Annotated in this window: 18 protein-coding genes and 1 riboswitch; of the genes, 15 read left to right on the forward strand and 3 right to left on the reverse strand. The window is 74.8% G+C overall.

From position 1 onward, the window contains the following. Positions 1–38 precede the first annotated feature (38 nt). Complete coding sequence (locus AB2L28_RS11540; protein WP_370718936.1) at positions 39–1,817, forward strand: GAF domain-containing sensor histidine kinase; 1,779 nt, start codon at positions 39–41, stop codon at positions 1,815–1,817. Between the two features lie 43 nt (positions 1,818–1,860). On the opposite strand, the gene AB2L28_RS11545 is transcribed toward AB2L28_RS11540, so the two are convergent. After that, positions 1,861–2,448: a TetR/AcrR family transcriptional regulator gene (locus tag AB2L28_RS11545; protein WP_370718938.1), complete on the reverse strand. Its 588-nt coding sequence runs from the start codon at positions 2,446–2,448 to the stop codon at positions 1,861–1,863. A 98-nt stretch (positions 2,449–2,546) separates the two neighbouring features. On the opposite strand from AB2L28_RS11545, the gene AB2L28_RS11550 reads away from it, so the two are divergent. The 14 genes from AB2L28_RS11550 to AB2L28_RS11615 all read left to right on the forward strand — a co-directional run bounded on the left by AB2L28_RS11550 (position 2,547) and on the right by AB2L28_RS11615 (position 16,490). Next, a complete protein-coding gene (locus tag AB2L28_RS11550) occupies positions 2,547–3,395 on the forward strand; it encodes an ABC transporter ATP-binding protein (RefSeq protein ID WP_370718940.1) in 849 nt (282 codons plus the stop codon). Then, on the forward strand, positions 3,392–4,165 hold the full coding sequence (locus AB2L28_RS11555; protein WP_370718941.1) for an ABC transporter permease: 774 nt from the start codon (positions 3,392–3,394) through the stop codon (positions 4,163–4,165). Before AB2L28_RS11550 ends, AB2L28_RS11555 begins: the two co-directional genes overlap by 4 nt. 26 nt (positions 4,166–4,191) lie before the next feature. Then, the gene (locus tag AB2L28_RS11560; protein ID WP_370718943.1) at positions 4,192–5,286 is read left to right on the forward strand and encodes an ABC transporter substrate-binding protein; all 1,095 of its coding nucleotides are present in this window, start codon (positions 4,192–4,194) and stop codon (positions 5,284–5,286) included. After that, entirely contained in the window at positions 5,283–6,329 is a 1,047-nt protein-coding gene (locus AB2L28_RS11565; protein WP_370718945.1) for an LLM class flavin-dependent oxidoreductase, read from the forward strand. The genes AB2L28_RS11560 and AB2L28_RS11565 overlap by 4 nt, the downstream gene beginning before the upstream one ends. Before the next feature lie 155 nt (positions 6,330–6,484). Further along, positions 6,485–10,675 carry an ATP-dependent RNA helicase HrpA gene (gene hrpA / locus AB2L28_RS11570; RefSeq protein ID WP_370718946.1) on the forward strand — a complete coding sequence of 1,397 codons (4,191 nt, stop codon included), beginning with the start codon at positions 6,485–6,487 and terminating at the stop codon, positions 10,673–10,675. A gap of 126 nt (positions 10,676–10,801) precedes the next feature. Further along, positions 10,802–11,386, forward strand: a complete 585-nt coding sequence (gene clsA, locus AB2L28_RS11575) for a cardiolipin synthase ClsA (RefSeq protein WP_370718948.1) — start codon at positions 10,802–10,804, stop codon at positions 11,384–11,386. Further along, positions 11,383–12,258 (forward strand): DUF881 domain-containing protein, encoded by an 876-nt coding sequence (locus tag AB2L28_RS11580; RefSeq protein ID WP_370718949.1) that lies wholly within the window; start codon positions 11,383–11,385, stop codon positions 12,256–12,258. Before clsA ends, AB2L28_RS11580 begins: the two co-directional genes overlap by 4 nt. 11 nt (positions 12,259–12,269) lie before the next feature. Beyond that, the gene (locus tag AB2L28_RS11585; protein ID WP_370718951.1) at positions 12,270–12,602 is read left to right on the forward strand and encodes a small basic family protein; all 333 of its coding nucleotides are present in this window, start codon (positions 12,270–12,272) and stop codon (positions 12,600–12,602) included. Then, complete coding sequence (locus tag AB2L28_RS11590; protein WP_370718953.1) at positions 12,602–13,363, forward strand: DUF881 domain-containing protein; 762 nt, start codon at positions 12,602–12,604, stop codon at positions 13,361–13,363. Before AB2L28_RS11585 ends, AB2L28_RS11590 begins: the two co-directional genes overlap by 1 nt. A 41-nt stretch (positions 13,364–13,404) precedes the next feature. Next, positions 13,405–13,788, forward strand: a complete 384-nt coding sequence (gcvH, locus tag AB2L28_RS11595) for a glycine cleavage system protein GcvH (RefSeq protein WP_370718954.1) — start codon at positions 13,405–13,407, stop codon at positions 13,786–13,788. 167 nt (positions 13,789–13,955) lie between these two features. Continuing rightward, positions 13,956–14,471, forward strand: a complete 516-nt coding sequence (locus AB2L28_RS11600; RefSeq protein ID WP_370718956.1) for an FHA domain-containing protein — start codon at positions 13,956–13,958, stop codon at positions 14,469–14,471. Further along, positions 14,468–15,196 carry a transcriptional regulator FtsR gene (gene ftsR / locus AB2L28_RS11605; protein WP_370718957.1) on the forward strand — a complete coding sequence of 243 codons (729 nt, stop codon included), beginning with the start codon at positions 14,468–14,470 and terminating at the stop codon, positions 15,194–15,196. Before AB2L28_RS11600 ends, ftsR begins: the two co-directional genes overlap by 4 nt. Positions 15,197–15,244: 48 nt before the next feature. Continuing rightward, complete coding sequence (locus AB2L28_RS11610; protein ID WP_370718959.1) at positions 15,245–15,724, forward strand: bifunctional nuclease family protein; 480 nt, start codon at positions 15,245–15,247, stop codon at positions 15,722–15,724. 151 nt (positions 15,725–15,875) lie between these two features. After that, positions 15,876–16,490 (forward strand): MerR family transcriptional regulator, encoded by a 615-nt coding sequence (locus tag AB2L28_RS11615; protein ID WP_370718960.1) that lies wholly within the window; start codon positions 15,876–15,878, stop codon positions 16,488–16,490. Positions 16,491–16,569: 79 nt separating this feature from the next. Here the strand turns inward: AB2L28_RS11615 and AB2L28_RS11620 are convergent, their stop codons facing one another. Continuing rightward, complete coding sequence (locus tag AB2L28_RS11620; RefSeq protein ID WP_370718962.1) at positions 16,570–17,253, reverse strand: SMI1/KNR4 family protein; 684 nt, start codon at positions 17,251–17,253, stop codon at positions 16,570–16,572. A gap of 159 nt (positions 17,254–17,412) precedes the next feature. Then, on the reverse strand, positions 17,413–18,171 hold the full coding sequence (locus tag AB2L28_RS11625) for a ParA family protein (RefSeq protein ID WP_370718964.1): 759 nt from the start codon (positions 18,169–18,171) through the stop codon (positions 17,413–17,415). Between the two features lie 70 nt (positions 18,172–18,241). Beyond that, a riboswitch (glycine riboswitch) is annotated at positions 18,242–18,337 on the forward strand. Positions 18,338–18,396: the final 59 nt, after the last annotated feature.

Consider the following 18,396-nt stretch of genomic DNA (forward strand, 5'->3'; position numbering starts at 1 on the left):
TCGAGCACCCGGCAGGGGCCCGGGGCCGAGGGGACGGGATGACTTCGAAGACACCGCAGACACCGCAGACGCCGCGGACTCCGCAGGACCGCCGCACCGGGGGCGAGCAGACCGTGACGTTCCCGCAGGTGGCGCGGCTCGAGCTCGACGACCTGCTGCAGCAGCTCATCGACCGCGCGCAGGACGTCCTGGCCACCCAGGGGCGCTTGCAGGGGCTGCTGGCCGCGACCCGCGCGATCAGCTCCGACCTGGACCTGCCCACCCTGCTGCGGCGCATCACCCAGGCCGCGTGCGAGCTGCTCGGAGCCCGCTACGGCGCCCTGGGGGTGGTGGGTGAGGACGGGGGGCTGAGCCGGTTCATCACCGTCGGGGTCGAGGAGGAGACCGCCCGCGGCATCGGCCGCCTCCCCCGGGGCGAGGGGGTGCTCGGCGAACTGGTCCGCCACCCCGAGCCGCTGCGGCTGCCGGACCTGTCCCAGCACCCCGCGGCGGCGGGCCTGCCGCCGGGGCACCCGCCCATGCGGTCCTTCCTCGGGGTGCCCGTCCGCGTGCGCGACGCGGTCTTCGGCAACCTCTACCTGAGCGAGAAGACCGCCGGGGGGCAGGCAGGGGGGCAGCGCGCCGACTTCACGGCCGAGGACGAGGAGCTGCTGGTCGCGCTGGCCTCGGCGGCGGGCGTCGCGATCGAGAACGCGCGGCTGTTCGACGTCGCCGAGCGCCGGCAGCGGTGGCTGAGCGCGTCGGCGGACATCGTCCGCGACCTGGTGGGGGAGGACGTCTCCCCCCTGCACGCCGTCGCCGCGCGCGCGGCCGCCGCGGCCGAGGCGGACCTGGCGGTGGTGGTGCAGACGGACGCCCGGGACGACCTGCGCGTGGTCGCGGCGGTGGGCGCCGGCGGCGAGGCGCTGCGCGGGGCCCGGTGGGTGGTCCCGGACGGCCCGGCCGCCGCGGTCCTGTCCGGGTGCGAGGACGGCGTCGTCGCCGAGGCCGCCGTCGCGGGCCTGGGCGCCACGACGCCCGGCGTGCCCGACGGCACGGCGCTCGTGGTCCGTGTCGCCCCCGGCGCCGGGGTGGACCGGCGCTTCCTGTGCCTGTCCCGCGGCCGCGGCGGCCGGGCGTTCGACGGGCAGGACCTGGCGATGGCCGCCGACTTCGCGATCCACGTGGGGCTCGCGGTGGAACTGGGGCGGGCCCAGGCGGACCGTCGCCGGGTGAGCATGCTGGACGACCGCGACCGCATCGCGCGCGACCTGCACGACCAGGTCATCCAGCAGCTGTTCGCCGGGGGCCTGCGCATGTCGGCGCTGGCGGCCCGCACCCGGGAGCCGGGGACGGCCGCGGCGCTGCGCGAGCTCATCGACGACGGCGACGACACGATCCGGACGATCCGCGGGACGATCTTCCAGCTGAAGGACTCCGAGCAGGACACGGACGCCTGCGTGCTCCTGCGCGACCTGGCGCTGGAGTTCTCCGACGTCCTCGGTCTGGAGCCCGTCCTCACCCACGACGGGCTCCGGCCCCTGCCGGTCCCGCACGAGGTCGCCGACCACCTGGGCGCGGCGCTGCGCGAGGTCCTGTCGAACTGCGCCCGCCACGCGGCGGCCGACCGGGTCCGGATCCACTCCGCGGTCCGCGCCGGGGAGCTGTCGGTGACGGTGACCGACGACGGCGTCGGCATCGGTCCGACCACGAGGCGCAGCGGCCTGGAGAACCTGCGCGTGCGCGCCGAGGACCTCGGGGGCCGCTGCGTCGTGACGTCCCCCGCCGGGGACGGGCGGGGCACCAGCGTCGAGTGGGTCGTGCCCCTGCCGGGGTGAGGGGGCCGGCGCCGCGAACTCGGGGACCCGGGGGCGGTTCCCGTCACGTCGGGGTCCCGCCGCCTCCGCCGGCGACGCGCAGCGGCCACCAGGACGGGGCCAGCTGGGCGCAGGAGGTCAGGAAGGAGTCGAGGTCGCGCTGCTCGTGCGCCAGCCACACGGACAGCGCGCCCACGGTCCCCTCCGCGACGTACCGGGCCACGAGCTGCGGGTCGGTGACGGGGGAGGGGACGGCGCCCCGTTCGAGCAGCAGCAGGACCGACGCCGCGAAGTGGTCGGCCAGGAGCGTGCGCAACGTCCCGTCGGCGGGGCTGGCCAGGCTGCGCAGGTACACGGACCGGTGCCGTTCCAGGTGCTCCAGGACCTCCCGCGTCGTCGCGCCCACGGCGGCCGTCCAGTCCCGTGCGGCCGGGCCACCGAGGTGCCGTTCGCGGGCGTCGTCGAGCTCGTCGCGCAGGACGGAGCGCAACAGCGCCGAGGGGGAGTCGCTGTGCTCGTAGAACGTGGAGCGGTGGACACCCGCGCAGCGGGCGACCTCGCTGACCGAGAGGGTTTCCGGTGCGTTGTCCGCCGCCAGCTCCAGCACCGCTGCCGAGAGGCGTTCGAGGCTCCGTCGCGCCCTCGCGTCCATGTCCGGACCCTACCGCCGGCACGGACGGGTCCCGGCCGTTCGGCCGCGGCGGTCCCCACCCCGGTCCCCGGGCCGTGGGCGCTGAGTAGGGTCACCGCATGCCCAGCGCGCCGCCGCCCGACGGTCCCTTCGTGGCCGTCGACGACGCCTGCAAGACGTACGGCACGGGCCCGGACGCCGTCCGGGCGCTCGCCCACGTCGACCTGCAGGTGCCCCGCGGGCGGTTCGTGAGCGTCATCGGGCCCTCCGGCTGCGGCAAGTCGACCCTGCTGCGCCTCATCGCCGGGCTCGAGGCGCCCGACGCGGGCCAGGTCCGGATCTGCGGCCGGACCACGGCGCAGGCCCGGGCGCGCAAGACGATCGGCTTCGTCCCGCAGGTCCCGGCCCTGCTGCCCTGGCTCGACGTGCTCGGCAACGTCCGCGTCCTGGAGAAGGTGAACCGCGGCGCCGGGCGCCGCAGGGCGCAGCGGGGTCTGGCGTCCGACCCCGTCGAGCTGCTGACCCGGCTGGGCCTGGGCGACGTGCTGACCCGCCGGCCCGGGCAGCTCTCGGGCGGGATGCAGCAGCGCACGGCGCTGGCCCGGGCCTTCGCCCTCGAACCGGACGTGCTCCTCATGGACGAGCCGTTCTCCGCGCTCGACGAGTTCACCCGCGAGTCCGCCCAGCTGCAGCTGCTCGACGTGTGGCAGGAGCTGCGGACGACGGTCGTGTTCGTCACGCACTCCATCGCCGAGGCGGTCCTGCTGTCGGACACCGTCGTCGTCATGGCCGCGGCCCCGGGGCGCGTCGCGGGGGCGGTGGACGTCGACCTGGACCGGCCCCGCCACCACGGCCAGCTCGACACGGCCGCGATGCACGAGCACGAGCACCGCGTCCGGGCGCTGCTGGAGACGGCCTGGGACCCGGTGTCCGGGGCCCCCACCCCCGCGGGCCGGGGGGTGGCGTGAGGCGGTTGGCCGCGACCGTGCACCCCCGGACCTGGCTGCCCACGGTCCTGGCGGTCGTCGTGGTCGGGGCGCTGTGGACGTGGGTCGCGCGCGAGAACCCCTACGTGCTGCCGACGGTGTCCAGCGTCGGCCGGCAGTTCCTCGACCAGCCGGACCTCTACGTCTCCAACGCGTGGACGACGCTGCAGGAGGCGCTGCTCGGGTTGGCGGCCGGCGGGGTCCCGGCCGTCCTGCTGGCGGTGCTCGTGGGGGAGTTCGCCCTCGTGCGCCGGGCCGTCACCCCGCTGGCCGTCGTCCTCACCGTCACCCCGGTCGTGGCCATCGCGCCCGCGCTGGTCGTCGCCTTCGGGTTCGGCCTGACCCCGAAAGTCGTCGTGACCGGGCTCATCACGTTCTTCCCCGTCCTCATGAACACCGCCACCGGGTTGCGCTCGGTCGACCGGCACGTCCTGCAGGTGTTCCGCACCGTGGACGCCTCCCGCCTCGACGTGCTCGTGCGGTTGCGGTTCCCCAGCGCCCTGCCCTACGTGTTCTCCGCGCTGCGCGTCGTGTTCCCGCTGTCCCTCGTCGGCGCCGTCGTCGCGGAGTTCGCGGCCGCCGGGGCCCGGTCGGGGCTGGGGACGCTCATCAGCGTCGCCAGCTCGAACTCCCAGCTCGACCGCGTGTTCGCCGCCATCGCGTGCCTGGCCCTCATGGGGTCGCTCCTGCTGCTGGTCGTCACCGCCGTCGAACGCCGGGTCCTGTCCTGGCACGAGTCCCAGAACCGCTGACCCCCAGACACCGCCCAGGAGCCGCCGTGAACACCACCCGCACCGCCCTCGCCGTCGGCGCGGCCGCCGCCCTCCTCCTCGCCGGGTGCGGTGGACCGGAGGAGGGACCCGCGGGTGGTTCCACCCCCACGGGCAGCCGGGGCTCGGCCGTCACGCCCGAACGCTGCCGGCAGAACGAGGCGGCGGGGAAGGTCACCTACGTCACGGGGTTCCAGTACCAGGCCTCGGCGAGCATCCTCGACCCGATCGCGGCGAAGGCCCTCGGGTACTTCGACGACGTCTGCCTCGACGTGGAGATCCAGCCGGGCACCGGGGAGACCGCGCAGAACGCGCAACTCGTCGCCGCCGGCACCGCGCAGCTGTCCTCCATCGCCGGCAACGGCGACGTCCTCGTCAACGTCGCCAACGGCCTCGACGTGCAGGCCGTCGCGATGTTCGGCCACGTCCCGGTCGCCACGCTCATGACGGAGCCGGGCATCACCGACCTCACGCAGCTCGAGGGCAAGACGCTGGGGCACAAGGGCGCGCTGCCCGTCACGATCGAGGCCATGCTCCGCGCGGCGGGCGTGGACGTCGCGAAGATCGACCAGGTGAAGGTCGGGTACGACCCGACCGTCCTCGTGCGCGGGCAGGTGCAGGCGCTCACGGGGTACAAGTCCAACGAACCCCTCACCCTGGCGGCCGAGGGTGAGGAGATCACCGAGTGGAACCCCGAGGACTACGGGGTCCCCGGGTCCATGGCCACGACGATCGTCGACCCGGAGTTCCTCTCCGGGCACCGCAGCGCCGTCGAGGACTTCCTGCGTGCCCAGCTGCGCGCCTACACCCACTGCGAGCAGCACGCCGACGAGTGCGTCGCCGACGCCGCGGAGCTGTCCCAGGCCGGGTACGACAGCGAGCACAACGCCCAGGTGTGGCGGACGGAGACGGAGCTCGTCGACTCCTCCCTGCCGGACGGGCAGGTGCTGGGTCGGATCGACGACGCCGCGGTCCGCACCGAGGGGGAGTTCCTCGTGCAGATGGGCCAGATCCCCGCCGTCCCGGACCTGTCGCAGGTCGTCGTCCCGGACCTGGTCCCCTCGCTGTACTCGGGCGGGCAGCTCGTCTGGCCGGTCCCGTGAGCAAGGAGTTCGGCACGTTCCTGCCCATCGGCAACGGCGGCTGGATCATGTCCGAGACCGCCCCCCACCCGCAGGCCACCTACGCGGACAACCGGCAGGCGGCGCTCGCCGCCGAGCGCGTCGGCCTGGACTTCGTCATGTCGATGGCCAAGTGGCGCGGGTACGGCGGCCGCACCGACCACTGGGGCCAGACCCTGGAGTCGATGACCATGACGGCCGCGCTCGCCGAGGCCACCGAGCGCGTGCAGGTGTGGGCCACGGTGCACACGAACCTGTTCCACCCCGCGCTGGTGGCGAAGATGTTCGCGACGCTGGACCAGGTCTCCGGCGGGCGGTGCGGCATGAACGTCGTCGTGGGCGCCTACGAGCACGAGTTCTCCCAGATGGGGCAGTGGCGCGAGGACTTCACCCACGACGACCGCTACCGGTACACCGAGGAGTGGATCCGGCTCGTCGACCGGCTCTGGACGCAGGACTCGGTCACCCACCGCGGGGAGTTCTTCACCCTCGACGACTGCCAGTCCCGGCCGCACCCCTCGCGCCGCCCGACCCTCATCGCCGCCGGCAGTTCCCCGGCGGGGCTGCGGTTCCAGGCCGCCCACTGCGACGGCTCCTTCCTCACCGCCCCGGACCTGGCCGGGCTGCGCCGCGCCAACGACGAGGTCAAGGCGCTGGCCGCCGACCAGGGCCGCAGCCTGCGCACGTACGCCATGCTGACCGTCGTCCTGGAGGAGACCGACGCGGCGGCCCACGCCGCCTTCGCCGAGTACGGCCGCGGGTACGACCGCGAGGCGATCACCGCCATGAAGCTGTCCTGGGGCCTGCCGCTGGAACGGGCGATGTCCATGACGGCCGGTGACGAGGCCCACGAGGCGTTCCAGACGGCCGTCGTCGTCGGCGGGCCCGACAGCGTCACCGAGCAGGTCCTCGAGCACGTCGGGCAGACCGGGCTCGACGGGGTCATGCTCGTCTTCCCGGACTACCTGCGCGACCTGCCCGTCTTCGGCGAGCTCGTCCTGCCGCGGCTGCGGGCGCAGACGTGAGCGACCCGCGACGCGTTCGCGGGGGATGTCCCCGGCCGGACGGACCCGGCCCCCGGCGCGGGTGGCGCTCGCGGACCCGACCGGCGACCGCTGCGGGCCCGGCGCGCGAATCCCGGGGGCGGGCGGGCCCGGGCCGGACCTAGAATCGGCGGGTCATGTCCCGCACCCCGCAGCGTTCCCGCAGCTCCTCCCGCTCGTCCTCCTCCCGCGGGCGCTCCGGTCGTCCCGGCGGAGGCCGTCCCGGTCCGCAGGCCCGGGCCCTGCCGGACGACCCCCGCGCGCGGGCGCTGGCCGAACGGCTGGGGGGCGTCTCGCTGCGCGACGAGGACCGGCTGCGGCGCCGGCTCGCGGCGCTGGCCCGTCGTCCCCCCGAGGCGTTCGCCGCCGACCTGGACCAGCTGGAGGCGCTGACCACGGCCGCCGAGGCGCGCACGGCGCGACGGGCGGCGTCCGTGCCGGCGCTGGAGTACCCCGAGCAGCTGCCCGTCAGCCAGGCCAAGGACGACATCGCCCGCGCCCTCGCCGAGCACCAGGTGATCGTGGTGGCGGGGGAGACCGGGTCGGGCAAGACCACCCAGCTCCCGAAGATCGCCCTGGAGGTCGGGCGGGGAGTCCGCGGCCGGATCGGGCACACCCAGCCGCGCCGCATCGCCGCCCGGGCCGTCGCCGAGCGCGTCGCCGAGGAACTGCGCACCGAGCTCGGCGGCACCGTCGGGTACGCCGTGCGGTTCACCGACACGGTCGGCGAGGACAGCCTCGTCAAGGTCATGACGGACGGGATCCTGCTGGCGGAGATCCAGCGCGACCCCGAACTCCTGCAGTACGACACCCTCATCGTCGACGAGGCGCACGAGCGCAGCCTCACCATCGACTTCCTCCTGGGCTACCTGGCCCAGCTCCTGCCGCGCCGCCCCGACCTCAAGCTCGTCATCACCTCGGCGACCATCGACCCGCAGCGGTTCTCCCGGCACTTCGGCGGGGCGCCGGTCCTGGAGGTCTCCGGCCGCACCTACCCGGTGCAGGTCCGCTACCGGCCGCTGCTGGCCGCGGAACTGGCCGAGGAACTCCTCGGGGACCTCGGGAGCGAGGACGAGGGGGACGGCGACTCCCTCGACGACCGGGACGACCTGACCGCCCTCGTCGGCGACGACCGCGACCAGACCGAGGGCATCCTCGACGCCGTCCGGGAACTGGCCGCCGAGGGGCCCGGTGACGTCCTCGTGTTCCTGCCCGGGGAGCGGGAGATCCGGGACACCGCCGACGCCCTCGCCGACCTGGTGAAGACCCGGGAGCTGCGCGGGACGGAGATCCTGCCGCTGTTCGCGCGGTTGTCCGCCGAGGAGCAGCACCGGGTGTTCCGTACGAGCGGGAACCGCCGGATCGTGCTGGCCACCAACGTGGCCGAGACCTCGCTGACGGTGCCCGGGATCCGGTACGTCGTGGACGCCGGGACCGCGCGCATCTCCCGGTACAGCCACCGCACGAAGGTGCAGCGCCTGCCGGTCGAACGCATCTCGCAGGCCTCGGCGAACCAGCGCGCCGGCCGGTGCGGGCGCGTCGCCGACGGCATCTGCATCCGGCTGTACTCCCAGGCCGACTACGAGTCCCGACCGGAGTTCACGGACCCGGAGATCCTGCGCACCAACCTCGCCGCCGTCATCCTGCAGATGACCTCCCTGGGCCTGGGCGACATCGCGCGCTTCCCGTTCGTCGAACCCCCCGAGCCGCGCGCCGTCGCCGACGGCCTCGCGCTGCTGGCCGAACTCGGGGCGCTGGAACCGGCGCGGCCCGCCGACCGCGGGGTGCCCCGGCTGACGCGCACGGGCCGCGACCTCGCCCGGCTGCCGATCGACCCGCGGCTGGGCCGCATGGTGCTGGAGGGGCAGCGCAACGGCTGCCTGCGCGACGTCCTCGTCGTCGTCGCGGCGCTGTCGGTGCAGGACCCGCGCGAACGCCCGCTGGAGCAGCGTGAGCGGGCCGCGCAGCTGCACGCGCGCTTCCGGGACGAGACCTCCGACTTCCTCACCTACCTGAACCTGTGGTCCTACCTGCAGCACCTGCAGCGAGAGCTGTCCAGCTCGGCGTTCCGCCGCCGGGTGAAGGCCGAGCTGCTGCACTTCCTGCGCCTGCGGGAGTGGCAGGACACGTTCTCCCAGCTGCGCCGGGTGGTGCGGGACCTGCAGTTCGAGGTCGAACGGCCCGCACCGGCCGAGCTCGCCGAGGGCGAGGTGTTCCCCGACCCCGGGTACGACGCCGACGCCGTGCACCGCTCGCTGCTGGCGGGGCTGCTCGGCAACGTCGGGCTCAAGGACGTCCGTGAGGACAAGGGCGGGCGCCGCGATCAGCGGCGGACGCAGACGGAGTACTCGGGTGCCCGGGGGGCGAAGTTCGCGCTCTCCCCGGGATCGGCCCTGGGCCGCAAGAACCCCGACTGGGTCGTCGCCGCCGAACTCGTCGAGACGTCGCGGTTGTGGGCGCGCGTCGTGGGGGGCATCGACCCGCGGTGGATCGAACCGCTGGCCGAGCACGTCGTCAAGCGCACGTACTCCGAGCCCCGGTGGTCCCGCAAGCGCGCGGCCGTCGTCGCCACGGAACGCGTGACCCTCTACGGCGTGCCCGTCGTCGCGGGCCGCACCGTCGCCTACGGCGGGATCGACCCGGAACTGTCGCGGGACCTCTTCCTGCGGCACGCCCTCGTCGAGGGGGACTTCGAGACGCGGCACGCCTTCTTCCACCGCAACCGGGAACTCCTCGCCGAGGCCGAGGAGCTGGAGCACCGCGCGCGGCGGCGCGACATCGTCGTCGACGACGAGGTGCTGTTCACGTTCTACGACGCGCGGGTGCCCGCCGACGTCGTCTCCGGCCGCCACTTCGACGCCTGGTGGAAGCAGGCGCGGCGCGAGGACCCCGAGCTGCTGACGTTCGACCCGGCGATGCTCGTCACCGAGGACGACGCGGTGAGCGAGGAGCAGTTCCCGCTGACCTGGCGCCAGGGCGACCTGGACCTGGTGCTGGACTACGTCTTCGACCCCGGCTCGGCGGCCGACGGGCTGACCGTCGAGGTGCCCGTCGAGGTCGTCAACCGCTTCGACGACCGCGACCTGCTGTGGCAGGTGCCGGGGTTCCGGCACGACCTCGTGACGGCGATGATCCGCTCGCTGCCCAAGGAGCTGCGCCGCAACCTCGCCCCGGCGCCGGACAAGGCCACCCGGTTCCTGGAACGGGTCAGCCCGCGGCGGGAGGAGTTCTGGGCGGCCTTCGAGCGGGAACTGCCCGCGCTCGGCGACGGCACGGAGATCTACGAGCAGGACGTGGACTGGACCAGGGTGCCCGCGCACCTGCGGCCCACGTTCCGCGTGCGCGGGGCGGACGGGTCGGTCATCGCGGCCGGTGCGGACTTCCCCCGGCTGCGGGCGCAGCTGGAGGAGACCGTCGCCCAGACGCTGACGGCGGCCGCCGACGACGTGCAGCGCACGGGCGCGACGTCGTGGGACGACCTGCCCGACCCGGTGCCGGCCACGCACACGAGCGTCGTGCGCGGCACCGACGTCACGTCCTTCCCGGCCCTCGTCGACGAGGGGGGGACCGTCGCGCTGCGGACGTTCCCGACGCAGGCCGCTGCGCGGACGGCCCACCGCGACGGGGTCCTGCGGCTGCTGCTGCTAGCCCTGCCCTCGCCCGCGCGCGCCGTGCAGGACGGGCTCGCCAACGACGCCAGGCTGCTGCTGGCCCGTGCCCCGCACGGGGACGCGAACGCCGTCGTGGCCGACGCCGCGCACGCCGCGGCGGCGCAGCTGCTCGAGGAGGCGCACGGGACGGACGTGCGGACGCGGGAGGCGTTCGCGGCGCTCGTCGCGACCGCGCGCCCCCGCTTCACCGGGCTGACCGCCACGACGGTGGACCGGACCCTGCGCGTGCTGCGGACGGCGGCCGCGGTCGAGCGGAACATCTCGCGCACGAGCAGCCTGGCCCTCGTGCCGTCGCTGGCCGACGTCCGCGAGCAGTTCACGGAGCTCGTCCACGCGGGGTTCGTGGCGCAGACGGGCCTGGACCGGCTGCCGGACCTGCTGCGGTACCTGCAGGGCATCGACCGGCGCCTGGCGACCATGCCGGACAACCCCCAGCGCGACCGCGTGCGGATGGCGGAGTTCACCCGCGTGCGCGACCAGTGGCGCGCCGCCGTCCGGCGCAGCGGGGAACGCTCCGGCGGGCAGGTCCCGCCCGAGCTCGCGCGGCTGCGCTGGACCCTGGAGGAACTGCGCCTGCAGAAGTTCGCCCAAGGGGTCCCGACGGCCCACCCGGTGAGCGACGAGCGCGTCCTCAAGGCCCTCGCGGAGTTCGGCTAGGCCCCGCACCGAGCGCGGGCAGCGCTGCAGCACCGCCACCGGGACCGACCCGCCGGCTGGGGGGCCGTAGGCTGCAGGTCCCCGTCGGGGGCAGGGAACAGCGGGTGATCGAGGGGCGGGGTCGGCGTGGCGACGGCGCAGGGTCAGGTCGTCAGCAACCGCGTCCTCACCGTCCCGAACGCGCTGAGCTTCCTGCGGCTCCTCCTGGTCCCGGTCTTCGCGGTGCTCATCGTGCAGCGCCAGGACGGGTGGGCGCTGCTCGTCCTGGCGGTCAGCGGAGCCAGCGACTACCTCGACGGCCACCTGGCCCGGCGCTGGAACCAGGTCACGCGCCTGGGGCAGGTGCTGGACCCCTTCGCCGACCGCCTCTACATCCTCACCACGCTGCTGGGCCTGGCCTACCGCGGGCTCGTCCCCTGGTGGCTCGTCGTCGTCCTCGTCGCCCGCGACCTGACGATGGTCGCGACGCTGCCCGTGCTGGCCCGGCTCGGCCACAGCGCGCTGCCGGTCCACTTCCTCGGCAAGGCCGGCACGTTCTGCCTGCTCTACGCCTTCCCCCTCCTGCTGCTCGAGCAGGTGTCCACCACGCTGTCCCTGCCCGCCGGTGCCCTGGGCTGGGCCTTCGCGCTGTGGGGGACCGGCCTGTACTGGTGGGCGGGCATCCTCTACGTCCAGCAGGTCGTGCAGCTGTGGCGGGCCGAGCACCGGTGACCCCCCTGCGTCCCCTGGTGCGCTCGCTGCTGCGCCCGGCGCCGCGACCGGTCGACCCGCACCGCGACCCCGCGGCCAGCACCCGCCTGCTCACCGAGGTGATGGAGCGCCCGCTCGACCCGGGGTACGCGGCCGCGGCCCGCCGGCGCGCCGGGACCGGCCGTCCCCCGACCCGCGCGACGCGCACCGCCACGGTCCTGGCCCTGCTCGCCGTCGGGGTCCTGCTCGCCGTCGCGGGCTCGCGCGCCGCCGGACCCGCCGCCGACCGCGGCCGCACCCAGCTCGTGGAGCGCATCGAGGACGGCACCGCCCGCGCCGACGACCTCGCCGACCGCGCCGCCGCGCTGCAGGACGGCAACGCCCGGCTCGCCGCCTCCCTCGGCGGTGCGCCGGCCGCCTCCGCCGACGCCGCGGCCTCCGCGCTCGAGGTCGCCGCCGCCGCGACCCCGGTGACCGGTCCCGGGCTGCGCGTCGTCCTCGACGACGCCCCGACCCCCGAGGCCGGCGCGGGCGCGACGTCGGGCCGCGTCGTCGACCGCGACGTCCAGCTCGTCGTCAACGGCCTGTGGGCGGCCGGGGCCGAGGCCGTGGCCGTCAACGGGCAGCGCCTGGGGGCGCTGTCGTCCGTCCGGGCCGCGGGGGAGGCGATCCTCGTCGACTACCGCCCCCTGACCCCGCCGTACACCGTCTCCGCCGTCGGGGACCCGGCCGCGCTGCAGACGGCGTTCGCCGCCTCCGTGGCCGGGCGCTACCTGCAGGTGCTGCGCGACAACTACGGCGTGCGCACCGAGGTCGGCACGGCCGACGCGCTCGAGCTGCCCGCCGCGCGGCTGGACCTGCGCTCCGCCCGGGCCGGCGCGGTGGGCCAGTAGGGTTGCGCCACGTGATCGCAGCGGTCGGACTCGTCGTCGGCGTCGTCCTGGGGGTGCTCCTGCACCCCGAGGTCCCCGTCGCCCTGCAGCCCTACCTGCCGATCGCCGTCGTCGCCGCGCTCGACGCCGTCTTCGGCGGTCTGCGCGCCGTGCTCGACGGCATCTTCGACGACAAGGTCTTCGTCGTGTCCTTCCTGTCCAACGCCGTCGTCGCGGCGCTCGTCGTCTACCTCGGCGACCAGCTCGGCGTCGGGTCCCAGCTGTCCACCGGGGTCGTCGTCGTGCTCGGCGTCCGGATCTTCTCCAACGTCGCCGCCATCCGCCGGCACCTGTTCAACGCCTGATGAGCGAACGCCCGACGAGCGCGACCCCCGTCCCCGGCCCCTGGCGCCGGTTGCGGCGGGCCGCCGCCCCGCGGGCCACCCGCGCTCAGGTGCTGGCCGGGGTGCTCTGCGCCGCCCTGGGCTTCGGGGTCGTGGTGCAGGTCCGCCAGACGGACACCTCGGGCCTGGCGGACCTGCGCGAGAGCGACCTCGTCCGCATCCTCGACGACACGACCGAGCGCGGGGACCGGCTCGCCGCGGAGGTCCAGGAGCTGGAGGCCACCCGGCGGGAGCTGACCGAGGGTTCCGACCGCGCGGCCGCCGCCGAGCAGGCCGCGGCCGCCCGGGCCCGGGAGTACGGCCTGCTCGCCGGCACGCTGCCGGCCCACGGCCCCGGCATCGTCGCGACGATCACCGACCCCGGGTCGGCGCTGCGCTCCACGAACCTCATCCAGCTCGTGCAGGAGCTGCGCGACTCCGGGGCCGAGGGCATCCAGGTCGGGGGAACCCGCGTCGTCGCCCAGACGGCCTTCGCCGACGGCTCCGGGGGCGTCCTCGTCGACGGCCGCCCGGAGCGGTCCCCGTACGTCGTGACGGTCATCGGCGACCCCTCCACGCTCGCCACCGCGCTGGACATCCCCGGCGGGGTGCGCGAGACGCTGCGCTCGGCCGGGGCCGACCTGGACGTGCAGCAGCGGCCGGGGGAGGACGGCGTGTCGCTGACCGCCTTGCACGCCGTCTCGGCGCCTCAGTACGCTCGCCCGGCGTCGCCGCAGCAGTGACCCGCGGACGCACCACCGCCCCGTGAGGAGTCCCGCGACCCATGTCGAACGTCCCCGCCGACCTGCGCTACACCAGCGAGCACGAGTGGGTGCGCGTGGAGGCCGACGGCTCCGTCCGCGTCGGGATCACCGACCACGCCCAGGACCAGCTCGGGGACGTCGTCTACGTCTCCCTGCCCGCCGAGGGCGAGCAGGTGAGCGCCGGTGGCGCGGTCGGCGAGGTGGAGTCGACCAAGAGCGTCAGCGAGATCACCGCACCGGTCTCGGGCACGGTGTCGGGCCACAACCCGGGTCTGGAGACGCGTCCGGACCTCGTCAACACCGACCCCTACGGCGAGGGCTGGATGTTCACCATCACCCCCGCCGACCCGTCGGAGGTCGGCGGGCTGCTCGACGCGGAGGCGTACACCGCCCACGCCGGCTGACCGGCCCCTCCGGCCCCGGGACCACCCCGTCCACCCGGTCGCCGGAACGGGCCGACACGCGGGCTGACCTGCGGGTCGGTCCCGGCTACTGTGGTTCCCGAAGATCCGAGCGTGACCGTCCGCCTGCACCCGGTGGTCACGTGCTCTGCCAGCGAGAGGTGGTGTCGATGTCCGCGCCGGGCTCTGAGCCGACCAACGAGCCGACGGGTTCGGAGGAGGGGGCCCCTCCCGGACGTCCGGGGCAGGAGCGGCCCGTGGACTCCACGATGTCCTTCGCCGGGCTCGCCGTCCCGGAGGTCCACGAGAGCGCCGAGCGCGGGCTCACGGCCGACGACACCGAGGCCATCGACGCCCTCCCCGCCGGCTCGGCGCTCCTCGTCGTGCGCCGGGGCCCGAACGCCGGCTCGCGGTTCTTGCTCGACGCCGAGCGCACCTCCGCCGGCCGGCACCAGACGAGCGACATCTTCCTCGACGACGTCACGGTCTCCCGCCGGCACGCCGAGTTCCTCCGGGCCCCGGACCCGGTGACGGGCCCGGGCTTCCGGGTCCGCGACGTCGGCAGCCTCAACGGCACCTACGTCAACCGGGAGCGGATCGACGACGTGCTGCTCGCCGTCGGCGACGAGGTCCAGATCGGCAAGTACCGCCTCGAGTACCACTCGAGCCCGCAGGTGCGTCCGTGAGCGCTGCGGGAGCGCGGTCGCTCGACCCGAGCCAACCCCGGATGACCATCGGGGAGGTCATGGCGATCCTGTCGCCGGACTTCTCCGACCTGACGATCTCGAAGATCCGCTTCCTCGAGGAGCAGGGCCTCGTCGAACCCGGGCGCACCCCGTCCGGGTACCGGAAGTTCTCCTCCGACGACGTGGACCGGTTGCGGTACGTGCTGTCGGCCCAGCGGGACCACTACCTGCCGCTGAAGGTCATCCGCGAGCACCTCGAGGCCGTGGACCGCGGCCTGGAGCTCCCCGACCCCTCCGACCCCTCCCCGCGGGTCCCGGGCACCGAGCCGCCCGCCACGACGGGGGTCGAGCGCTTCGACGGCCGCGCCGCGGGTCTGCGGCTCACGCGCGGTGAGCTGCTGCGCGAGTCCGGCGTCGAGCCCGAGCTGCTCGACGCGCTGGAGGGGTTCGGGGTCCTGTCCCCGGCCCCGGGTGGTCCCTGGTACGACGGCGAGGCCCTCGAGGTGCTGCGCGCCGCGGCCGCGCTCGCCGCGCACGGCATCGAGGCCCGGCACCTGCGGGTGTTCCGCACCGCGGCCGACCGCGAGGTCGCCCTGGCCGACCAGGTCGCGGCGCCGCGGCAGCGGACCGGCCAGCGCGATCAGGTGGCGCGCGAGGTCGCCGCGGCCTGCCTGCGGCTGCACACGGCCCTCGTCGCGGGTGCCCTCGGGCGCACCGTCCGCTGAGCGCGTTCCGGCGGGGTGCCGGACGCGTGCGGGGGGTACGGTGAAGGGGTGCGAGCGCTCGATGTCGTCGGTGTCAGGGTCGAGATGCCCTCCAACAACCCGATCGTCCTGCTGCGGGAACGCGACGGCGACCGGTACCTGCCGATTTGGATCGGTGCGCCCGAGGCCAGCGCCATCGCCTTCGCCCAGCAGGGCGTCGTCCCGCCCCGGCCGTTGACCCACGACCTGCTCAAGGACGTCATCGAGGCCGTCGGCCGCCGGGTCGAGGAGGTCCGGATCGTCGCGGTCAAGGACAACGTCTACTACGCCGAGCTGGCCTTCGACGGTGGGCTCACGGTCGGTTCGCGGACCTCCGACGCCATCGCGCTGGCGCTGCGCGTGGGGTGCCCGATCGTCGGCGACGACGGCGTGCTGGACTCCGGGGGCGTGCCCGTCCCCGACGAGGACGAGGACGAGGTGGAGAAGTTCCGCGAGTTCCTCGACCACATCACCCCCGAGGACTTCGAGTCCGGCTCGGAGGAGCGCTGACGGGTGCGCGTGGCCTGTCCCGGTCACAGAACGGTCACGGGACACGCCGCGCCGCGCGCCTCGTTGACGCTCCGGGGGTGCTCTTCTACGGTCGGTGTGCAGAACGCTCCCGCACGAATCCTCGTCGGGTGGCGATGACGAGGAGGCTGGCGTGAGCAGTGGCGACGCAGTCGCGGGGTCGTCGCGGAAGGTGTCCCGACCCGTGCGTGCACAAGGTCTCCTCTTCGCCGAGGACCTGCCCGATCTCGACGACGAGGTCGGGTACCGCGGGCAGACGGCCTGCAAGGCCGCCGGCATCACCTACCGCCAGCTCGACTACTGGGCCCGCACCGGGCTCGTCGAACCCAGCGTCCGCGGGGCCTCCGGCTCCGGGTCCCAGCGCCTGTACGGCTTCCGGGACATCCTGGTCCTCAAGGTCGTGAAGCGGCTCCTGGACACCGGCGTCTCGCTGCACCAGATCCGCGTCGCCGTGACCCACCTGCGCGAGCGCGGGGTCGACGACCTCGCGCAGATCACGCTCATGTCCGACGGCGCCAGCGTCTACGAGTGCACCTCGGCGGACGAGGTGATAGATCTCGTCCAGGGCGGGCAGGGTGTCTTCGGCATCGCCGTCGGCCGGGTGTGGCGCGAGGTGGAGGGTGAACTGGCCTCGCTGCCCAGCGAACGCCTCGCCGAGCACGACCAGCCCGGCACCGACGCACCCGACCCGTCCGTGGTCCTGGCCGACGAACTCTCGCGCCGGCGTTCCGCCCGCGAAGCCGGCTGACCCCAGCGCCCGTCACCACCCGCGGGGCGGGTGCGGTGACGGAGGGCGGGGTCCTCGTCCTCCGGTCGGCCCCCGGCCCTCAGTCCAGCAGCTCGGCCCGCGGCAGCGCCTGCAGCGCGAAGGGGTCGGTCACCCAGTCGTGGGCGTCCGGCAACCAGATCACAGCGGCCAGCAGCGATCCCGCCCACGTGCTGAGCAGCTCGTCGAGCCCGACGCGCCAGGAGTGCTGGTAGCTCTCACCGTCCTCGACGAGGACGAGCTGTTCCACGACCGCGCGCCCGGAACCGAGGCGGACGGCGATGCACTCCTCGTCGCGGGCGAACATCGGCAGCAGGGCCGGCGGGGCCGCCAGCCCCGGCCCCTGACCGGTGGCGCGGGCGACGGCGTCCTCCAGGCGCAGCGGCACCCAGCCGCCGGGGCCGACGGTGGGGGAACTGGTCCGGAACGTCGTCCGGACGGGATCGACCCCGTCGACGGCTCGCCACCACGCCCGGGCGGCTCGCGGGACGAGCAGGCCCAGCTGGCGCTCGACCGCGTCGAGCTGGGCGTCGTCGACCCCCGGGCGCAGTCGCGTCGCGATGTCGGCGTCCGACCGGCTCCACCGGGTCCGCAGTTCCCCCACCAGGGCGGTGATGCGCTCCACCTCGGGGTCGGCCGCGACGGTGCGGCGACCGGCCGGGGTCGCGGCGCGGACCGGTCGGACGACGCGCGCGGGAACGTCAGCGCGGGCGGACCCGGTCAGGGGGGTGTTGGACGACGTCACGAGACCTCCTAGGACCCGCGGCGTGCACGGGGAGAGCGGCGGCGGCACCGATCGGGACCATGGTGCGCACGACCTGATCACAGAAGATAGGCCCCGCGCACCCTCCCTGCACCTCGAGACGTCCCCGGGCCGGGTCAGGTTCCCGGGTCAGGTTCCCCCTCAGGGGGTGAGCACCCGGTCGAGCAGGGTCTCGAACTGCGCGGCGAGCGCCTTGGCGGTCCGAGGCTTCAACGTGTGCAGCGCGACCCCCGCGCCCTGGGACTGCGGGACGGACACGCGGTCCGGCAGCGGGTCCAGCACGAGGTCGCCGAACAGCTCCCGCAGTTCCTCCAGGCGGAAGCGCTGCTCCCCCGAGCGCTGGGTGAAGCGGTTGACGACGATGCCGACGACCCGGGGCGCGGAGCGCAGCGACCGCACCTCGCGCAGCGTGCGGTCCACGGCGGCGACCGAGAAGCGGCTGGCGTCGGAGACCACGAGGACGGCGTCCGCGGCGCGCCACGCCGAGCGCGTGAGGCCGTTGAGCGAGGGTGGGGTGTCCAGGATCGCGAGGTCGTGGTCGTCGAGCTTGCGCAGCGCGCGCCGCAGGGCCTTGAGCTCCTCCTCGTCGGCGTCGGGGGTGTCCCGGCGCGCGGAGGAGGCGGACCCGCTGACGACGTCGAGCAGCCCCGGGTGGTCGTCGACCCAGCCGCTGGGTGCGACCGCGTCCTCGGCGACGCGGCGCTTGGGGGACTCCAGGACCGCGGCGAGGTCGTGGTCCCGGTGGGCACTCACGTCCAGGCCCGACGTCGCGTCCGCCTGCGGGTCGAGGTCGACCACGAGGGTGCTGGTCCCGCGGCTGAGGGCGGCCGACGCGAGACCGAGCACGACCGAGGTCTTCCCGACACCGCCCTTGGCACTGCAGACGGCGAGGGTGATCACGGGCACAACCTAGCGCCGAGGCGGCCTCCGCGCCCCGCGTCGAGGACCGCGTAGACTCCCCGTGAGCCGATCACCCCGCGAGGGAGAGACCCCGACCCGTCCGGGCCGGGGCGCCGAAGGGGCAACATCCCCGGAACCTCTCAGGCGGAAGGACTTCGTGGGGCAGGCCGCTCTGGAACGCGCCGTCCGCGGCGGGTGACAGACGGGGAGGTCCGTCCGAGCACC

The sequence above is a fragment of the Kineococcus mangrovi genome, assembly GCF_041320705.1.
Taxonomy (GTDB): Bacteria; Actinomycetota; Actinomycetes; order Actinomycetales; family Kineococcaceae; genus Kineococcus; species Kineococcus mangrovi.

Bases quoted from the DNA above. Each gene is read 5' to 3' on its own strand.
- AB2L28_RS11550 (WP_370718940.1), top strand. From the start codon at position 2,547: ATGCCCAGCGCGCCGCCGCCCGACGGTCCCTTCGTGGCCGTCGACGAC.
- AB2L28_RS11590 (WP_370718953.1), top strand. From the start codon at position 12,602: ATGAGCGAACGCCCGACGAGCGCGACCCCCGTCCCCGGCCCCTGGCGC.
- AB2L28_RS11600 (WP_370718956.1), top strand. From the start codon at position 13,956: ATGTCCGCGCCGGGCTCTGAGCCGACCAACGAGCCGACGGGTTCGGAG.
- hrpA (WP_370718946.1), top strand. From the start codon at position 6,485: ATGTCCCGCACCCCGCAGCGTTCCCGCAGCTCCTCCCGCTCGTCCTCC.
- AB2L28_RS11540 (WP_370718936.1), top strand. From the start codon at position 39: ATGACTTCGAAGACACCGCAGACACCGCAGACGCCGCGGACTCCGCAG.
- AB2L28_RS11545 (WP_370718938.1), bottom strand. From the start codon at position 2,448: ATGGACGCGAGGGCGCGACGGAGCCTCGAACGCCTCTCGGCAGCGGTG.
- gcvH (WP_370718954.1), top strand. From the start codon at position 13,405: ATGTCGAACGTCCCCGCCGACCTGCGCTACACCAGCGAGCACGAGTGG.